Raw genomic sequence first — 17,878 nt, forward strand, 5'->3', positions numbered from 1 at the left:
CACCAAGACACCGGCCAACCCCGCGTCAACAACCACTTCCACCCCCAGCGCTACCTCACCGACAACAACAACGACGACGACGAACCCGAATAACGTTGTGCTGCAGGGTGATTCATCGGTACCGCAGTGCGGCACCGGCGATCACGCGTGCGGGGGTCTAGGCGTCCTCGAGCAGGTCCGGCGTCACGGCGGACTCGGTGTCCGGGATGCCGTCCTGCTTGGCTTTGCGGTCGGCCATCGACAACAGCCGCCGAATACGGCCGGCCACAGCGTCTTTCGTCATCGGCGGGTCGGCGAGCCGGCCGAGTTCCTCGAGCGAGGCCTGTCGGTGCTCGACACGTAACTTCCCGGCGGTGGCCAGGTGATCGGGGACGGTGTCGCCGAGGATCTCCAGCGCCCGCTCCACCCGTGCGGCCGCCGCCACCGCGGCCCGTGCCGACCGGCGCAGGTTGGCGTCGTCGAAGTTGGCCAGCCGGTTCGCGGTCGCGCGCACCTCGCGCCGCATCCGGCGTTCCTCCCACGTCAGCCGAGTGTCTTGGGCCCCCATCCGGGTCAGCAGCGCACCGATCGCCTCCCCGTCGCGCACCACCACGCGGTCACTGCCCCGCACCTCGCGGGCCTTCGCGCTCACCCCGAGTCTGCGGGCGGCACCGACCAACGCGAGCGCCGCCTCAGGGCCCGGGCAGCTGACCTCGAGCGCCGACGAGCGTCCCGGCTCGGTCAGCGACCCGTGCGCCAGGAATGCGCCCCGCCATGCGGCCTCCGCATCGGCCACGCTGCCGCCGACCACCTGGGCGGGCAGGCCACGCACCGGACGGCCGCGCAGGTCGAGCAGGCCCGTCTGGCGGGCCAGCGCCTCACCGTCCTTCGCCACCCGCACCACGTAGCGGGTGTTCTTGCGAATCCCGCTGGCGGACAACATGTGTACAACCGCGCTGTACCCGTACAAGTCGTAGATGTCCTTGCGCAGCCGGCGGGCGATGATCCCGAGATCGACTTCGGCCTCCACGACCACCCGGCCCGACACGATGTGCAACCCCCCGGCGAAACGCAGCAGCGACGCGACCTCAGCGCGGCGAGCGCTCACCGAGTTCACCACGAGACGGCTCAGCTCGTCCTTCACCTCGGCTGTCATAGCCACGAGTCGTCACCTCTCGGTCGGTTCCAAGTCGGGGTGGAGGCAGCCGGCAACTCGTCGCGGTCCCCCACCGTTCCGCGTAGCCGCACGCCTTCGAGAGCAGCGGCCAGTCTTGCCGGATCATGTAAAGGTGTACCAGGTCGGCAGACGTCGGCGAACTCCACTCGGGCATCGAGGATCTTCGCGGTCCGGCTGAGCTGGTCGCGCTCGCGGTCGCTGGGCACCCGGCTGGCGTCGACGATGATGTCGTGCACCGTGAAGTCGGGCGCGTGCTGCGACAGCACGTGCAGATGCCGCTCAGCGGAGAAGCCCGCCGTCTCCCCCGGTTCGGCGGCCAGGTTCAGCACCAGCGCCCGCCGCGCCGACGTCTCCCGCAATGCGGCGGCCAGTTCAGGCACCAGGACGTGCGGGATGACGCTGGTGAACCACGATCCAGGGCCCAGCACCACCAGGTCGGCCGACAGGATCGCGTCGACGGCCTGGCGGGTGGCGGGTGGATCGCCCGGCAGCAGCCGCACCCGTCGCACCTTGCCCACGGTGGTGGCGATCGCCACCTGCCCGCGGATCACGCGGCTCATCCGCGGATCGGACTCCAGACCGGCGACGTCGGCCTCGATCTGCAGCGCGATGGGGCACATCGGCAGCACCCGGCCCTTGACCCCGAGCATGCGGCCCAGTTCGTCGAGCGCGGCGACCGGATCGGCCAGCACCTCGGACAGCCCCGCCAGCATGAGGTTGCCGATCGGATGCCCGGCCAGCGCCCCGCTGCCGCCGAACCGGTGCTGGATGATGGTCGCCCACAGCCGGCCGTGCGGGCTGTCGGATGCCAACGCCGCCAACGCCATTCGCAGATCGCCTGGGGGCACGATGTCCAGTTCGCTGCGCAGTCGGCCCGAGGAGCCGCCGTCGTCGGCGACGGTGACCACCGCGGTGACGTGCGGGCTGAGACGGCGTGCGGCGGACAGCGTGGCATACAGCCCGTGACCGCCGCCGAGCGCGACGATGCGGGGGCTCATTCGCCCTCCTCGCGTGCGGGGAAGCTCATTCGCGACCCAGGTCCCGGTGCAACACCCGCACCGTGAGCTCGTCACCGCCTTGCAAGCGTCCCGCCAACGCCTCGGCCATCGCCACACTGCGGTGTTTGCCGCCGGTGCAGCCGATCGCGACGGTCATGTAACGCTTCCCCTCCCGCCGGTAGCCGTCGATCACGACGTTGAGCAGCCGATGGTAGGTGTCCAGGAACTCCTCCGCGCCGGGTTGATGCAGAACGTAGTCCCGCACGTCGGGGTGCTGCCCCGTGTGCGGGCGCAGCGCGTCAACCCAGTGCGGGTTCGGCAGGAAACGTACGTCCATCACGATGTCGGCGTCCATCGGCAGTCCGTACTTGTACCCGAAAGACTCGACGGTCACGCTCGTCTCGGCGACCACCTCGCCGCCGAAGGCGCGTTCGATGCTCTCGCGCAGGGCGTGCACCGACAGCTTCGACGTGTCGATCACCAGATCGGCCGACGCCCGGACCGGGGCCAGCAGCGCCCGTTCCCGGGCGATGCCCTCGGCGAGCGTCTCGCCGCCCTGCAACGGGTGGCTGCGCCGGTTCTGTTCGTAGCGGCGCACCAGGATGTCGTCGCTGGCCTCCAGGAACAGCACCCGCGGGGTGATGTCGCGGGTGGCCAGGTCCCGCCGCACCCAGTCCAGGTCGCCGGTGAACCCGCGGGAACGGACGTCCATCACCACCGCCAACTGCGTGATCCGTGATCCGGCGGCCAGCCCGAGCTCGACCATCCGGGCGATCAGTTCCGGCGGCAGGTTGTCGGCGACGTACCACCCGAGGTCCTCGAGCACCTTGGCCGCGGTGCCGCGGCCGGCCCCGGACAACCCGGTGACCAGCACGACGTCGATCCCCGATTCCGGGTGCTCGACGTCCTCGCCGATCTCGCCGCCCCGCAGCTGTTCGCTCATATCCGACTCTGTCATCCCGTCACCCTGCGTTGATCATCCTCGATGACCGCTGCCGGCGCGTCCGATTCGGCTGGCGCGGTCTGCGGCACCCCCAGTGCCTCGAGCACCGCCTTGGCCGTGGTCACCCCGATACCCGGCACCGCGGTGATCTCCTCGACCGTGGCCTCCTTCAACCGCGCCACCGAACCGAAATGCGTGACCAGTGCCTTGCGCCGGTGTTCACCGAGGCCCCGCACCGAATCCAGCGCCGAGGCCGTCATCCGCTTGGACCGCTTGCTGCGGTGATACGCGATCGCGAACCGGTGCGCCTCGTCGCGCACCCGCTGCAACAGGTACAGCCCCTCGCTGTTGCGGGGCATGATCAGCGGATCGGGTTCCGACGGCACCCACACCTCTTCGAGCCGCTTGGCCAGCCCGATCACCGCGACGTCGCTGATCCCCAGATCGTCGAGCACCGCCTGCGCCGCGTTCACCTGCGGGGCGCCGCCGTCGACGACGAACAAATTGGGCGGGTAGGCGAACTTGCGCGACTTTCCCTCCGGCGCCATCTCGGTCGGATGCTGGGTGTCGTGCAGATGCCGGTAGAACCGGCGTCGGGTCACCTCGGCGATCGAGGCGACGTCGTCGCTGCGACCCTCGCCCGCGGCCTCGCGGATCGCGTAGTGCCGGTAGTCAGATTTGCGCGGCAGCCCGTCCTCGAACACCACCAGCGAGGCCACCACGTCGGTGCCCTGCACGTGGCTGATGTCCACGCACTCGATGCGCAGCGGCGCGTCGGCGAGTCCGAGGGTGTCCTGAATGTTCTGCAGCGCAGCGGTTCTCGCGGTGAAGTCGCCCGCACGCTTGAGTTTGTGCTGCGCCAGCGCCTCTTTGGCGTTGCGCTGCACCGTCTCGAAGAGCGCCTTCTTGTCGCCGCGCTGCGGCACCCGCAGCGCAACGCGGGAGCCGCGCAGCCCCGACAGCCAGGCGGAGAGTTCGTCGGCGTTGTCGGGCAGGCACGGCACCAGCACCTGGCGCGGCACCGGATTGGTCGCCTCGTCGAGCGCGTTGTCCCCGGCCACCCCGAGTTCGGCCTGGTCGCCGTAGAACTGGGTGAGGAACTGTTCGACGAGGTGCTCCTCACCGGACTCCCCCGGCTCACCGGACTTCTCGACGACCCAGCCCCGCTGACCGCGGACCCGGCCGCCGCGGACGTGGAAGACCTGCACGGCCGCCTCGAGGTCGTCGTCGGCGAACGCGACGACGTCGGCGTCGGTCCCGTCGCCGAACACGACGGTCTGCTTCTCCAGCGCGCGTTTGAGCGCGCCGATGTCGTCGCGCAGCCGGGCGGCCCGCTCGAAGTCGAGGTCCTCGGCGGCGGCGTTCATCTTGCGTTCCAGATCGCGCACCAGTCGATCGGTCTTACCGGCGAGGAAGTCGCAGAAGTCGAGCACGATCTGGCGGTGCTCCTCGGCGCTCACCCGCCCGACGCACGGCGCCGAACACTTGTCGATGTAACCGAGCAGGCACGGCCGGTCAATCTGGTTGTGCCGTTTGAACACTCCGGCCGAACAGGTCCGTGCCGGGAACACCCGGGTGAGCAGGTCGACGGTCTCGCGGATCGCCCAGGCGTGCGAGTACGGCCCGAAGTAGCGCACCCCCTTCTTGCGGGGACCGCGGTACACCTTGAGCCGCGGATACTCCTCGTTGAGGGTGACGGCCAGCACCGGATAGGACTTGTCGTCGCGGTAGCGGATGTTGAACCGCGGGTCGAATTCCTTGATCCAGTTGTATTCGAGCTGCAGCGCCTCGACCTCGGTGGTGACGACGGTCCACTCCACCTTGGCCGCGGTCATCACCATCTGCCTGGTGCGCGGGGCCAGCCCGGACAGGTCGGCGAAGTACGAGTTCAGGCGGCTGCGCAGGCTCTTGGCCTTACCGACGTAGATGACCCGGCCGTGCGGATCGCGAAATCGGTAGACGCCCGGTTCGACGGGGATCGACCCTGGCGCGGGTCGGTACGTCGATGGATCGGGCACGCCCCCAGATTACTGCCGCGGTCCGACCGGGTTGGACCCGCGCACGCGCCACCGGCGCGACCTGCGCACAGGTCGTGCGGGACTCCGCTACCGTCGAAGGGTGCGGATCCCGGCGTCGTTGCAGAAGGTGACCGCCCTGCTCGGAGGGGTTGCGTTGCTCGCGGCCGGATGCTCCGAGTCCGAACAGGCGCAACCCACCCCGCCACCGGTGCCGTGCGAAATGGTGTCCAACGGCACTCCGACGCCCAAGACGCCCGAGAGCTCACCGCAGGGACAGCCCAACATCGCCCAGGAACCCGAGGTGGGCACCGGTTACCGCAAGGACATGACGCCGGTCGGCACCGCCCGCTACTCGGTGTCCACGGCGAACCCGCTGGCCACCCAGGCCGCGTGCCGGGTGCTGCGCGACGGCGGCACCGCGGCCGACGCGCTGGTCACCGCGCAGGCGATGCTCGGCCTGGTGGAGCCGCAGTCCTCCGGGGTCGGCGGTGGCGGTTTCCTGCTGTACTTCGACGCCGCGACGGGTGCGGTGCAGGCCTACGACGGCCGCGAGACCGCACCCGCCGCGGCCACCGAGAACTATCTGCGGTGGATCAGTGACACCGACCGCACCCCGCCCCGACCCGATGCCCGCGCGTCGGGACGCTCGATCGGTGTGCCCGGCATCGTGCGCATGCTGCAGGACGTTCACGACGCGCACGGTAAGACCGCGTGGCGGGATCTGTTCGGGCCCGCGGTCCGGCTGGCCGACGGCGGGTTCGACGTCAGCCCGCGGCTGGCGGCGGCCATCTCCGACAGCAAGGACGAACTGCGCGTCGACCCGGCCGCGGGCCGGTACTTCCTCAACGCCGACGGCAGCGCCAAACGGCCCGGCAGCCGGCTGACCAACCCCGCCTACGCCAAGACCCTCGGCGCGATCGCCACCGAGGGCGCCGACGCGTTCTACACCGGCGCGATCGCCGAGGCCATCGTCGAGGCCGTCACCGACCCGGCAGGCGGGCGCACCCCCGGCGAGATGACGCTGGCGGACCTGGCGAACTACCGCGCCGAAGTGCGGGAACCGGTGTGCCGCAGCTACCGCGGCAAGGAGGTGTGCGGGATGCCACCGCCGTCGTCGGGCGGGATCGCGGTTCTCGCCACCCTGGGCATGCTCGAACGGTTCCCGATGGATGAGCACCGACCCGACGACATCGACCGCAACGGCGGCAGGCCCGACGCGATGGGTGTGCACCTCATCTCCGAGGCCGAACGGCTCGCCTACGCCGACCGGGACCGCTACGTGGCCGACACCGCGTTCGTCCCGCTGCCCGGCGGCACCCCGGACACGCTGCTCAACAACGCCTACCTCGCCGGCCGCGCCGCGCTGATCAACGAGCAGCGCAGCATGGGCGTCGCCAAACCCGGCGAGTTCGGGCCGCCCGCCGCACCCGTGCCGCCGCCCCGTGAACACGGGACCAGCCAGGTCAGCGTCGTCGACTCCTACGGCAACGCCGCGTCACTGACCACCACCGTCGAATCGCAGTTCGGCTCGTTCCACATGGTCGACGGATTCCTGCTCAACAACCAGCTCACCGACTTCTCCGCCGAACCCGCGGGTCCCGACGGCGTTCCCGTGGCCAACCGGATCGAACCCGGTAAACGGCCCCGCAGCACCATGGCGCCGACGCTGATCTTCGAGGCGGGCCCGCCGGGCACCAGGGGCCCGCTGTACGCGGTGCTGGGCTCCCCCGGCGGCGCGGTGATCATCCAATTCGTGGTGAAGACCGTTGTGGGCATGCTGGATTGGGGCATGGATCCGCAGCAGGCGGTGAGCATGGTGGATTTCGGGGCGGACAACACCCCCGAGACCAACGTCGGCGGCGAACACCCGAACATCGACGTCTCCGACAACGGGGACCACGATCCGCTGGTGACCGAACTCCGCCGCCTCGGCCATCGGGTCGACCTCGCCGAACAGTCCAGCGGGCTGTCGGCGATCGTGCGGGACACCTCCGGCTGGATCGGCGGCGTCGACCCCCGCCGCGAGGGCATGGTCATGGGCGACGCCCGCCGGGCGGGAGGGTAGTGACCGCACCGCAGGTGACCCGGCTGACCGAGGCCGACTGGCGGGCGTTCGCGGTGGTGCGGCTGCGCGCGCTGACCGAGTCACTGGGCGCCGACGACCCGCAGTGCCGGCACGAATCGTCGTTCACCGCCGCACAGTGGCGCAGGCGGGTGCGGGAACACGCCCAGTTCGCGGTGCTCGTCGACGGCCGCCCCGCCGGGCTGATCAGCGCCCAGCGGGAGAACCCCGACTCGGTCTACCTGTACTCGCTGTGGCTCGACCCGGAGGCGCGGGGCCACGGGTGGGCGCGGCAGTTGATCGAGGCGGCGGTGGACTGGGCGCGCGCCCAACACGCGCAGACCGTCACGCTGCGCGTCGCCGCCGACAACACGGTCGCGCGGGCGGTGTACGAACGGGTCGGGTTCCGGGTCGCCGGGGCCACGGTGGGCCCGCGTCAGGAACTGGCGATGTCACTGAGTGTGTGAGTGGTAGCGCGACAACGCATCACGCACCTGCTCCATCGCCTGTACGGCGCGGTCCTTGTCTACGGCCTGGATCGCCATCAGCGGGATGTACTCGTCGTCGGGCAGGTCGACCCGGGCCCACCGGGCGCCCGCGGGGAACGACACCCCGACGACGTCGGACCAGTCCAGCACGCGGTCGGTCCACAGGTTGCGCACCGACAGACCGCGCGGGCCGACCCGTAGCCGCGGACGCGCGAACAGCGTCACCACCCCGCCGATGATCACACCCAGCAGCGCGATCGCCACCTGGTCGGCGGTCTGGAAGATGACGCCGCTGGAGCCGACCTTGAGCAGGAATCCGACGGCCACGTGCGCGGCGATGATGACCAGGGCCGCGGCGTAGGCGAAGTACGGGGTCAGGTGCGGGCGGATCACCACATCCCATTCGGCACCGGAATCGTGCTGGCTCATGATTGTTCGCGCAACTCCCGCAGGGTCAACGCCGTCGACAGCGCCGCGGCGGCGGCCTGGGCGCCCTTGTCCTCGGCCGACCCGGGCAGCCCCGCACGGTCGAGCGCCTGCTCCTCGGTGTTGGTGGTCAGCACACCGTTGGCGACGGGAGTGGAGGCATCCAGAGAGACTCGCGTGAGACCCTGGGTGACGGCGTCACACACGTAGTCGAAATGCGGTGTCTCCCCGCGGATCACGACACCGAGTGCGACGACGGCCTCGTGTCCGGCGGCGAGAGCCTGTGCCACGACCGGGATCTCGATCGCGCCGAGCACCCGCACCACCGTCGGATCGGTGACGTTAGCGGCCGCGGCGGTCTTGAGCGCACCTTCGAGCAGGGCGTCGCAGATCGTGGTGTGCCAGGTGCTCGCGACGATCGCCAGCTTCATGCCCGATGCGTCGATGTCCGGCATGTCCGGTACGCCGGCGCCACCGCTCATCGGGCGCCACCGTGGTCGGTGGGACGGCGGTCGCCGAGCAGGTAGACGCCCTCGTCGTAGGTGTCCATGCTGTTGGCTTCGTCGAATTCGTCCAGACCTTCGAGGTCGTGGCCCATGCGGTCGCGTTTGGTCATCAGGTAGCGCAGGTTCTCGGCGTTGACGCGGACCGGCAGCGGGACCCGTTCGATGATGTGGAGGCCGTACCCGTCCAACCCGACGCGTTTGGCCGGGTTGTTGGTCAGCAGCCGCATCGAGCGCACACCGAGGTCGACGAGGATCTGCGCGCCGATGCCGTAGTCGCGGGCGTCGGCGGGCAGGCCGAGTTTGAGGTTGGCGTCGACGGTGTCGTCGCCGGCGTCCTGCAGTTGATAGGCCTGCAGTTTGTGCATCAGGCCGATGCCCCGACCCTCGTGGCCGCGCATGTACAGCACGATGCCGCGGCCCTCCTTGGCGACCATCGCCATCGCGGCGTCGAGCTGCGGCCCGCAGTCGCAGCGCCGCGATCCGAACACGTCGCCGGTCAGGCATTCGGAGTGCACGCGCACCAGCACGTCGTGGCCGTCACCGTGCGGACCCGCGACGTCGCCGCGGACCAGCGCCACGTGTTCGACGTCGTCGTAGATGCTGGTGTAGCCGACGGCGCGGAACTCGCCGTGGCGCGTGGGGATCCGGGCCTCGGCGATGCGCTCGATGTGGCGTTCGTGCTTGCGCCGCCACTCGATCAGATCCGCGATCGAGATCAGCGCGAGGTCGTGTTCGTCGGCGAAGATGCGCAGCTCGTCGGTCTGGGCCATCGCGCCCTCGTCCTTCTGGCTGACGATCTCGCAGATGGCGCCCGCGGGCTGCAGACCGGCCAGGCGGGCCAGGTCGACGGCGGCCTCGGTGTGGCCCGGACGGCGCAGCACACCACCGTCTTTCGCGCGCAGCGGCACGACGTGACCGGGTTTGGTGAACTCGTCGGCGGTGGCCGCCGGATCGGCGAGCAGGCGCATGGTGGTGGCCCGGTCCGATGCCGAGATGCCGGTTCCCACACCGTTTTTCGCGTCGACGGTGACGGTGTAGGCGGTGCCGTGCTTGTCCTGGTTGACCGCGTACATCGGCAGCAGCCCGAGTCGGTCGCAGATGGCACCGTCGAGCGGGACACACAGATAGCCGGAGGTGTAGCGGACCATGAACGCGACCAGTTCCGGAGTGGCCTTCTCCGCGGCGAAGATGAGATCGCCCTCGTTCTCGCGGTCCTCGTCGTCGATCACGACCACGGCCTTACCGGCCGCGATGTCCGCGATCGCCCGTTCGACCGAATCGAGCCTGGTCATTGTCTGCCACCCTTACCGGTTCCACGGATGCGCGGAACCAGGAAAATCAACGTCTCAGCTTCAGTATGAACCACCGTGGCGCGCCGAATATTGCCGGTCACTCGGCCGGGGCGCTCATCAAGCGTTCGACGTATTTCGCGATGACGTCCACTTCCAGGTTCACCTGGGTGCCGATCGGGGCGCTGCCGAGCGTGGTGAGTTCCCGTGTCGTCGGGATCAACGACACCTCGAACCAGTCGCTACCCAGGCCGGAAACGGTCAGCGACACACCGTCGACGGTGATCGAACCCTTCTCGACCACGTACCGGGCGAGCGTCGTCGGCAGTGCGATGCGCACCACCTCCCAGTGCTCCGAGGGTGTGCGCGCAATCACATGTCCGGTGCCGTCCACGTGGCCCTGCACGATGTGGCCGCCGAGCCTGCTGTTGACCGCCGCGGCGCGTTCGAGGTTGACCCGGCTGCCCACCCCGACGTCGCCGAGGCTGGAGCGGTCCAGCGTCTCGCCCATCACGTCGGCGGTGAAGACGCCGCCCGGCTGGATCTCGACCACGGTCAGACAGACCCCGTTGACCGCGATGGAGTCACCATGGCCGGCATCGGCGGTGACGACCGGGCCGCGGATGACCAACCGCGCCGCATCGGTCAGGTCCTCTTTGCCGACGACCTCGCCCACTTCTTCGACGATTCCCGTGAACACCCGACCAGGCTAGACCCCGGCACGGCCACTTCCGCGCCGACAGCGCACCCGGGCGCTCGGAGCGTGCTCCTCTACGATGCAAACCATGCCGCTGAGCCCCCGCCATGCCGCCAAGGCCCTCATCGCCGTCCTCGTCGCCGCCGCGATGTTCCTCGCCGGATGTTCCTCGTCCTCGGAGAACTCGGACAAACCGCTGCCCGAGGCCGCGACGTTGCTGCAGGAGTCCACCCAGACCACGCGGGACCTGCAGAGCGTGCACCTCAAGCTCACCGTGCAGGGCACCATCGAAGAGCTGCCGATCGAATCCCTCGAAGGCGACCTCACCAACACCCCGGCCGTCGCGGCCGCCGGCAAGGCCAACATCGTGTTCCTCGGCCAGCGCCTCGACGGTGTCGAGTTCGTGGTCGCCGACGGCAACCTCTACGGCGCCATCAGCGCGGGCAGCTTCCAGGACTTCGGCCCGGCCGCCGACATCTACGACGTCGCCGCGATCCTGAGCCCGGACAAGGGGCTGGCCAACGTGCTGGCCAACTTCAGCGATCCGAAGGCCGAGGGGCGGGAGAACGTCAGCGGCGTCGAGACCGTGCGCGTCACCGGCACCGTCAGCGCCGAGGCCGTCAACGCGATCGCCCCGCAGATCGGCGCCACCGGCCCGGTGCCCGCCACCGCCTGGATCGAGGAAGAGGGCAGCCACAACCTCGCGCAGGCGAAGCTGGAGCCCAGCCCGGGCAACAGCGTCACGATGACCCTGTCGGAGTGGGGTAAGCAGGTCACCGTCACCAAGCCGGCGGTCTGATCCCGGTGCAGGGCACCGAACCGGCGATCTCCAGCCGGAGCCGACGGATCGCGATCAGCGCCGGGAGCCTGGCGGTGCTGCTCGGCGCGCTGGACACCTACGTCGTGGTGACGATCATCCGCGACATCATGTTCGACATCGGGATCGCGATCAATCAGATCCAGCGGGTGACCCCGATCATCACCTGGTACCTGCTCGGCTACATCGCGGCGATGCCGCTGCTCGGGCGGGCGTCTGACCGCTTCGGCCGCAAGTTCATCCTGCAGGTCAGCCTCGCCGGGTTCGCGATCGGTTCGGTGATCACCGCGCTGTCGAACGACCTGATCCCGATGGTCATCGGCCGCACCATCCAGGGCACCGCCAGCGGGGCGCTGCTACCGGTCACCCTCGCGCTGGCCGCCGACCTGTGGGCGGCACGCAACCGGGCCTCGGTGCTCGGCGGCATCGGCGCCGCGCAGGAACTGGGCAGCGTGCTGGGCCCGCTCTACGGCATCGGCGTGGTGGCCGCGCTGAACACCTGGCGCGACGTGTTCTGGATCAACGTGCCACTCGCCGCCATCGCGATGGTGATGATCCACTTCAGCCTGCCCGGCAAGCAGAAGTCCGACCAGCCGGAGAAGGTCGACGTCGTCGGCGGGCTACTGCTCGCGCTGGCACTGGGCATGGCCGTGATCGGCCTCTACAACCCGGCGCCGGACGGGAAGCAGATCCTGCCGCCGTACGGCCTCCCGGTCCTCCTCGGAGCGGCGGTCGCGGCGGTCGCGTTCTTCGTGTGGGAGCGCTTCGCGCGCACCCGCCTCATCGAACCGGCGGGTGTGCACTTCCGGCCGTTCCTGGCCGCGCTGGGCGCCTCGCTGTGCGCCGGTGCGGCGTTGATGGTGACGCTGGTCAACGTCGAACTGTTCGGCCAGGGCATCCTCGGCCAGAGCCAGAACGAGGCCGCGTTCCTGCTGCTGCGCTTCCTGGTCGCGCTGCCGATCGGCGCGCTGCTCGGCGGTTGGTTGGCCAGCCGCGTCGGCGACCGAATCGTGGCGTTCGCCGGTCTGCTGATCGCCGCGGGCGGCTACTTCCTGATCTCCAAGTGGCCCGTCGACCTGTTGTCGGCCCGCCACGACCTGGGCTTCGTGAGCCTGCCAGTGCTGGACACCGACCTGGTCATCGCCGGGATCGGGCTCGGCCTGGTGATCGGCCCGCTGACCTCGGCGACACTGCGCGTGGTGCCCGCCGCCCAGCACGGCATCGCGTCGGCGGCGGTCGTGGTGTCCCGCATGATCGGCATGCTGATCGGTATCGCCGCGCTCTCGGCGTGGGGGCTGTACCGGCTCAACCAGCACCTGCAGACGCTGCCGTTCCCGCCGGGGGCGGACACGCTGGCCGAACGGCTGGCCGCCGAGGCCGACCGCTACCGCGCCGCGTACGTGCTGCAGTACGGCGACATCTTCATGGTGACCGTCGTGGTGTGCATCGTCGGGGCGCTGCTCGGGCTGCTGATCAGCGGCCGGGACGAACACGCCGACGAACCGGTGGCCGCCGATGAGTTCGGCGACGATGCGCCCACCCAGTTCATCAACGTGCCCGGGGGCGCGGGCGACGAGCAGACCACCCGCCTGCCGCGACAGGCGCCCCCGCCGGGGAGGCACCACCGCGACGACGGCTGAGTCAGCAGCGCTCGCGGCCCGGGGTGAGCAGGCGGACGCCGTCGCGTTCCTCGGGTCGTCCGGGGAAGACACTGCGCAGCGGTCCCCAGACGAAGGACCCCACCGCGCGGGGCGCCGAGGTCGGAATACTCAACCAATCCTGCAGAACGGTCACGCTTGACGTCCTTTGTTCGTGCTCATCGCGCGCACATCGTCGGTGAAAGCGCTTTGGTACGAGTGTACCGAGATGGCCGTGAAATCGGTGTGCCTCACCTGCGCGTTCGCCGGACAGCGGATGTGAGGTCAGCTGGGGACGAGGGACAACCGCACGTCGGGGCCGATCGGGGTGACCGCGTCGAAGCGCCAGCGCTGGGCGTGGGCGATGCTCAGCACGCCGACGTCGTCCACCGCGGTGATCGGCCCGCCGAGCAGGATCGGCGCCACGTAGGCCAGGATCCGGTCGATCGCCCCGGCCCGCAGGAACGCCCCCGCCAGCGTCGGACCACCCTCGAGGATCACGTCGGTGCGGTCGGACAACGCCCGCAGCACCTCGTGCGGATCGCGGGTGCGGATCACCATCGTGCGCGAATCGTCGTTCAGCACACGGGAATCCTGCGAGATCTCGCGCAACCCGACCACGACGCGCAGCGGTTGCCGTTCGGCGAGGCTGCCGTCGGGCAACCGGGCCGTCAGCACCGGATCGTCGACGAACACAGTGCCGGTGCCGACCACGATCGCATCGGCCACCGCACGGCGGCGGTGCACGTCGGCGCGCGCGGCCTCACTGGTGATCCACTGGCTGCTGCCGTCGGCCGCGGCGCTGCGCCCGTCCACACTCGTCGCGAATTTCCATGTCACATGCGGCTTTCCGGTGCGCTGCTTGTGCAGCCACTCCCGCAGCACGCCGCCGGCGACGACATCGGCGAGCACCCCGGCCGTCACGGTGACGCCGGATTCGCCGAGCCGGGCCGCTCCCCCGGCCGCCACCGGATTCGGGTCGGCCACCGCGTACACCACGCTCGAAACCTGCGCCGCCAGAAGCGCGTCCACGCACGGCGGGGTGCGGCCGTGGTGGTTGCACGGCTCCAGGGTCACCACCGCGGTACCGCCCGCGGCTCGGGTGCCCGCGCGGCGCAGCGCCACCACCTCGGCATGCGGGCCGCCCGGCGGCTGCGTCGCCCCGACCCCGGCCACCTCACCGTCGGCGTCCAGGATGACCGCGCCCACAGGCGGATTCGGATAGGTACCGCCCTTGACGCGGTCGGCCTGGTCGACGGCCAGCCGCATCGCGTCCTCGAGCGTCATCAAGACAGGTGTTTGGACGCGGCGGCGGCCTGACCGCGCAGCTTGCGCACCGCCGCGGACGGATCCTCGGCGCTGTAGACGGCCGATCCGGCGACGAAACAGTCCACTCCGGCCTCGGCGGCCTCGGCGATGGTGTCCTCGTTGATGCCGCCGTCGATCTCCACGAGCACGGTCAACTCACCGGCGTCCACCAGCCGGCGCACGATCCCGACCTTGGGCAGCACCTCGGGGATGAACTTCTGGCCGCCGAACCCGGGTTCGACCGACATGATGAGCAGGGTGTCGAACTCCCGCAGGATCTCCAGGTAGGGGTCGATCGGCGTGCCGGGTTTCACCGAAAGGCCCGCCTTGGCGCCGGCGGCGCGGATGTCGCGGGCGACGGCGACGGGGTTGTCGGTGGCCTCGGCGTGGAAGGTGACGTTGTGCGCGCCCGCCTCGGCGTACGGCGGCGCCCAGCGCTCGGGGTTCTCGATCATCAGATGGCAGTCCATCGGGATGTCGGTCACCTTGAGCAGCGACTCCACCACCGGCAGGCCGAGGGTGAGGTTCGGGACGAAGTGGTTGTCCATCACGTCGACGTGCAGCCAGTCGGCGCCGTCGACGGCGGCGGTCTCCTCCGCGAGCCGGGCGAAGTCGGCGGCCAGGATCGACGGGGCGATGAGGGGGTGCGCCATGCCGATCAGATTACTTGCAGCGCTGCGGCGAACATCGCGTCCGTACCGTGCCGGTGCGGCCACAGCTGCACGTACGGGCCGTCGCCGAGGTCGTCGACCGGATCGAACAGCGGCCGGGTGTCCAGCGCGGTGACCGGCTGGCGGCGCAGCGCGTCGGCCACCACGCCCACGGTCTCGGCCAGATGCGGCGAGCAGGTCGCGTAGAGGACGACGCCGCCGGGACGGGTCAACCGGATCGCCGACGCCAGCAGCTCCCGCTGCAGGCGGGCCAGACCGGGTACGTCGCCGGGCTGCCTGCGCCAGCGCGCCTCGGGCCTACGCCGCAGCGCACCCAGCCCGGTGCACGGCGCGTCGACCAGCACCCGGTCGAACCCGGGCTCCAGACCGGGATCGCGGCCGTCGACGCGCAGCACCGTCACGTCGAGCCCGCGGGTGTTCTCCTCGACCAGCTCCGCGCGCCGCGGTGCGGGTTCCACCGCGGTGACGGCGCCCGGGGCGAGGGCGGCCAGCATCGCGGTCTTGCCGCCGGGGCCCGAACACAGGTCCAGCCAGCGGCCGCGGTCGTCGTCGATCGGCGCCAGGGTCAGCGCGCGGGCGACCAGCTGGCTGCCCTCGTCCTGCACGAGCGCGCGCCCGTCGCGCACGGGCGCCAACCGGCCCGGGTCGCCGCCGGTCAGGTAGACCGCGTACGGCGAGTACCGGCCGACGGTGCCGTCGACCTCCGCGGCGAGATCCTCTGCGGTCAGCACACCGGGGCGGGCGGCCAGGTGCACCACGGGGCGGGCGTCGTCGCTGGCGAGCAGCGCGTCGAGCTCACCGGCGCGGGCGCCGAGCGCATCGGTGAACGCCTGGGCGACCCAGCGCGGATGGGCGTGAGTGAACGCGGTGTGGCCGACCGGATCGGCGGTGGCCGGTGGTGCGAGTTCGGCGACCCAGGCCGCCTCGTCGCGGCCGGCGATCTTGCGCAGCACCCCGTTGACGAAACCTGCTCTGGCCGTGTCGAATTCGATGCCAGCCTGTTCGACGGTGGTGGACACCGCGGCGTGGGGTTCGACACGGGTGCGCAGCAGTTGGTAGGCGCCGAGCCGCAGCAGGTCCAGGAGCACCGGGTCGATGCGGTCCACCGGGCGTCCGGCCGCGGCGGCGATGATCTCGTCGAGCAGGCCGCGGCTGCGGCAGGTGCCATAGGTCAGTTCGGTGGCGAAGGCGGCGTCGCGGCCGTCGAGTTCCCGCTCGGCCAGCAGCGCGGGCAGCGCCAGGTTGGCGTAGGCATCGCGCTCGGAGACCGCGCGCAGGACGTCGAAGGCGACCCGGCGCGCCGGGTCGAGCGGTTTGCGCCGCTGCTGCCTGCCGCGCTGCGGACGTTGCGGTGGGCGGGTCACTGCGCCGCCACCGATGCGTCGAGGCGGGCGCCGCGCGCCCAGTCGGCGGCGTTCATGGGCTTCTTGCCGGGTGGCTGCACGGTGCCCAGCCGCACCGGCTCCGACGCGGTCCCGACGAATACATCGTTCTTGAGCACGCGTAGCGCCCCCGGCGGAAGCGGTTCGCCGGGCTCCACGGTCACCGGCCCGAGCTTCACCCGCACGTCGCCGATCACCGTCCACGCGCCGGGGTTCGGCGTCACGGCACGGATGCGGCGGTCCACCACATGGGCGGGCAGGTCCCAGCGCACGCGGGCCTCCTCGACGGTGATCTTGGGGGCGACGGTGACGCCGTCGGCGGGTTGCGGGACCGCCTGCAGGCGACCGTCGCCGATCCCGTCGAGCGTGCTCTCCAGCAGCCGGGCGCCGGAGTCGGCGAGGCGGCCGAGCAGATCGCCCGCCGTGTCGGTCGCCCGGATGGTCTCGGTGACCACTCCGTAGACCGGCCCGGAGTCCAGCGCCGGCTCGATCTGGAACGTGGTGGCACCGGTGACCGCGTCACCCGCGGCGATCGCGGCCTGCACCGGGGCCGCACCCCGCCAAGCGGGCAGCAGCGAGAAGTGCAGGTTGATCCAGCCGTGGGTGGGGACGGCGAGCAGCCGCTCCGACAGCAGGGCGCCGTAGGCCACGACGGCGCAGCAGTCGGGGGCGAGGTCGCGCAGTTCGGCGACGAACTCCTCGGAGTTGGGTTTCGCCGGCCGCAGCACCGGGATGTCGTGGTCGAGTGCCAGCCGGGCCACCGGTGACGGAGCGGGTTTTCCGCGTCGACCCGCGGCGGCGTCGGGGCGGGTGAGCACGGCCGCGACGTCGTGGTGGGGGGACGCGATCAGCCGTTGCAGCGAGGGTAGGGCGGGCTCCGGGGTACCGGCGAAGACGAGACGCACCGAGACAGTCTAGGAGCGCTCAGCGCGGCGTCCGGTAGTACTCGCGCTCGGAGACCCCCGCCGCGCCCGCGACGTACATCCACGGGATCGTGGTGGTCAGCCGGTTGAGGGTGGCCACCGCGTCGTTGTAGTACTGCCGGGCGAAGGCGAGTTTGTTCTCGGTGTCGGTGAGATTGCGCTGCAGATCGAGGAAATTCGCCGACGAGTTCAGCTGCGGGTAGCTCTGCCCGAGGGCGAGCACCTGGCCGACCGCGGTGTCGAGTTCCGCCTCGGCGGCGCTGCGCTCGGCCACCGAACGGCCCGCCGTCGCCGACGTCACCGCAGCCCGCGCGGTACTGACGTGCTCGAGGATGCCCTTCTCGTGGGCGACGAAGGTCTGCACGGTGTGCACCAGGCTGGGGATCAGCGACGCCCGCCGCGTCAGTTCGACGTCGATGCCCGCCAACGCCTCGGCGACGCGGACGTCGGCCGCGCGCAGTTTGTTGTAGCCCAGCACGAATCCGGCAAGCGCGAGCACCGCCACCACCAACACGAGCACCAGCACGACACTCACCATGAGCCGCCTCCTCCTCCGC

At 70.7% G+C, this 17,878-nt stretch carries 18 protein-coding genes; 4 read left to right on the forward strand and 14 right to left on the reverse strand.

What is annotated here, in order from left to right:
* Positions 1–157 precede the first annotated feature (157 nt).
* The 4 genes from whiA to uvrC are packed head-to-tail and all read right to left on the reverse strand — an operon-like array spanning position 158 to position 5,115.
* Positions 158–1,135 (reverse strand): DNA-binding protein WhiA, encoded by a 978-nt coding sequence (gene whiA, locus AU194_RS27315; protein ID WP_059092407.1) that lies wholly within the window; start codon positions 1,133–1,135, stop codon positions 158–160.
* Positions 1,132–2,154: a uridine diphosphate-N-acetylglucosamine-binding protein YvcK gene (gene yvcK, locus AU194_RS27320; RefSeq protein WP_059092408.1), complete on the reverse strand. Its 1,023-nt coding sequence runs from the start codon at positions 2,152–2,154 to the stop codon at positions 1,132–1,134. Before yvcK ends, whiA begins: the two co-directional genes overlap by 4 nt.
* Before the next feature lie 25 nt (positions 2,155–2,179).
* Positions 2,180–3,097 carry an RNase adapter RapZ gene (gene rapZ / locus AU194_RS27325; RefSeq protein ID WP_157576562.1) on the reverse strand — a complete coding sequence of 306 codons (918 nt, stop codon included), beginning with the start codon at positions 3,095–3,097 and terminating at the stop codon, positions 2,180–2,182.
* Positions 3,098–3,108: 11 nt separating this feature from the next.
* The gene (uvrC, locus tag AU194_RS27330; RefSeq protein ID WP_059092410.1) at positions 3,109–5,115 is read right to left on the reverse strand and encodes an excinuclease ABC subunit UvrC; all 2,007 of its coding nucleotides are present in this window, start codon (positions 5,113–5,115) and stop codon (positions 3,109–3,111) included.
* Positions 5,116–5,215: 100 nt separating this feature from the next.
* Here uvrC and ggt point away from each other — a divergent pair, with 100 nt between their 5' ends.
* On the forward strand, positions 5,216–7,180 hold the full coding sequence (gene ggt / locus AU194_RS27335; protein WP_231743600.1) for a gamma-glutamyltransferase: 1,965 nt from the start codon (positions 5,216–5,218) through the stop codon (positions 7,178–7,180).
* Positions 7,180–7,644 (forward strand): GNAT family N-acetyltransferase, encoded by a 465-nt coding sequence (locus tag AU194_RS27340; protein WP_059092411.1) that lies wholly within the window; start codon positions 7,180–7,182, stop codon positions 7,642–7,644. The genes ggt and AU194_RS27340 overlap by 1 nt, the downstream gene beginning before the upstream one ends.
* Here the strand turns inward: AU194_RS27340 and AU194_RS27345 are convergent.
* The 4 genes from AU194_RS27345 to AU194_RS27360 form a co-directional block, all read right to left on the reverse strand.
* Positions 7,630–8,094, reverse strand: a complete 465-nt coding sequence (locus AU194_RS27345; protein WP_059092412.1) for a PH domain-containing protein — start codon at positions 8,092–8,094, stop codon at positions 7,630–7,632. The genes AU194_RS27340 and AU194_RS27345 overlap by 15 nt on opposite strands.
* Entirely contained in the window at positions 8,091–8,573 is a 483-nt protein-coding gene (gene ribH, locus AU194_RS27350; RefSeq protein WP_059092413.1) for a 6,7-dimethyl-8-ribityllumazine synthase, read from the reverse strand. Before ribH ends, AU194_RS27345 begins: the two co-directional genes overlap by 4 nt.
* Positions 8,570–9,889 (reverse strand): bifunctional 3,4-dihydroxy-2-butanone-4-phosphate synthase/GTP cyclohydrolase II, encoded by a 1,320-nt coding sequence (locus AU194_RS27355; RefSeq protein ID WP_059092414.1) that lies wholly within the window; start codon positions 9,887–9,889, stop codon positions 8,570–8,572. Before AU194_RS27355 ends, ribH begins: the two co-directional genes overlap by 4 nt.
* Before the next feature lie 97 nt (positions 9,890–9,986).
* Positions 9,987–10,586 (reverse strand): riboflavin synthase, encoded by a 600-nt coding sequence (locus AU194_RS27360; RefSeq protein ID WP_059092415.1) that lies wholly within the window; start codon positions 10,584–10,586, stop codon positions 9,987–9,989.
* Positions 10,587–10,671: 85 nt separating this feature from the next.
* Between AU194_RS27360 and AU194_RS27365 the strand changes: the two genes are divergently transcribed.
* Positions 10,672–11,382, forward strand: a complete 711-nt coding sequence (locus AU194_RS27365; RefSeq protein ID WP_082698877.1) for an LppX_LprAFG lipoprotein — start codon at positions 10,672–10,674, stop codon at positions 11,380–11,382.
* Positions 11,383–11,387: 5 nt separating this feature from the next.
* Complete coding sequence (locus tag AU194_RS27370; RefSeq protein ID WP_059092417.1) at positions 11,388–13,040, forward strand: MFS transporter; 1,653 nt, start codon at positions 11,388–11,390, stop codon at positions 13,038–13,040.
* 1 nt (position 13,041) lies between these two features.
* Here the strand turns inward: AU194_RS27370 and AU194_RS32025 are convergent, their stop codons facing one another.
* From AU194_RS32025 to AU194_RS27395, 6 genes are all read right to left on the reverse strand, one after another.
* Positions 13,042–13,194 carry a hypothetical protein gene (locus AU194_RS32025; RefSeq protein WP_157576561.1) on the reverse strand — a complete coding sequence of 51 codons (153 nt, stop codon included), beginning with the start codon at positions 13,192–13,194 and terminating at the stop codon, positions 13,042–13,044.
* A 128-nt stretch (positions 13,195–13,322) separates the two neighbouring features.
* A complete protein-coding gene (gene ribD / locus AU194_RS27375; RefSeq protein WP_059092418.1) occupies positions 13,323–14,324 on the reverse strand; it encodes a bifunctional diaminohydroxyphosphoribosylaminopyrimidine deaminase/5-amino-6-(5-phosphoribosylamino)uracil reductase RibD in 1,002 nt (333 codons plus the stop codon).
* Positions 14,324–14,998 (reverse strand): ribulose-phosphate 3-epimerase, encoded by a 675-nt coding sequence (gene rpe / locus AU194_RS27380; protein WP_059092419.1) that lies wholly within the window; start codon positions 14,996–14,998, stop codon positions 14,324–14,326. Before rpe ends, ribD begins: the two co-directional genes overlap by 1 nt.
* 5 nt (positions 14,999–15,003) lie before the next feature.
* Positions 15,004–16,380, reverse strand: a complete 1,377-nt coding sequence (locus tag AU194_RS27385) for an RsmB/NOP family class I SAM-dependent RNA methyltransferase (protein ID WP_059092420.1) — start codon at positions 16,378–16,380, stop codon at positions 15,004–15,006.
* Entirely contained in the window at positions 16,377–17,303 is a 927-nt protein-coding gene (gene fmt, locus AU194_RS27390) for a methionyl-tRNA formyltransferase (RefSeq protein WP_059092421.1), read from the reverse strand. Before fmt ends, AU194_RS27385 begins: the two co-directional genes overlap by 4 nt.
* Positions 17,304–17,322: 19 nt before the next feature.
* Entirely contained in the window at positions 17,323–17,859 is a 537-nt protein-coding gene (locus AU194_RS27395; RefSeq protein WP_059092422.1) for a LemA family protein, read from the reverse strand.
* Positions 17,860–17,878: the final 19 nt, after the last annotated feature.

The organism is Mycobacterium sp. GA-2829, from assembly GCF_001499965.1.
GTDB lineage: Bacteria > Actinomycetota > Actinomycetes > Mycobacteriales > Mycobacteriaceae > Mycobacterium.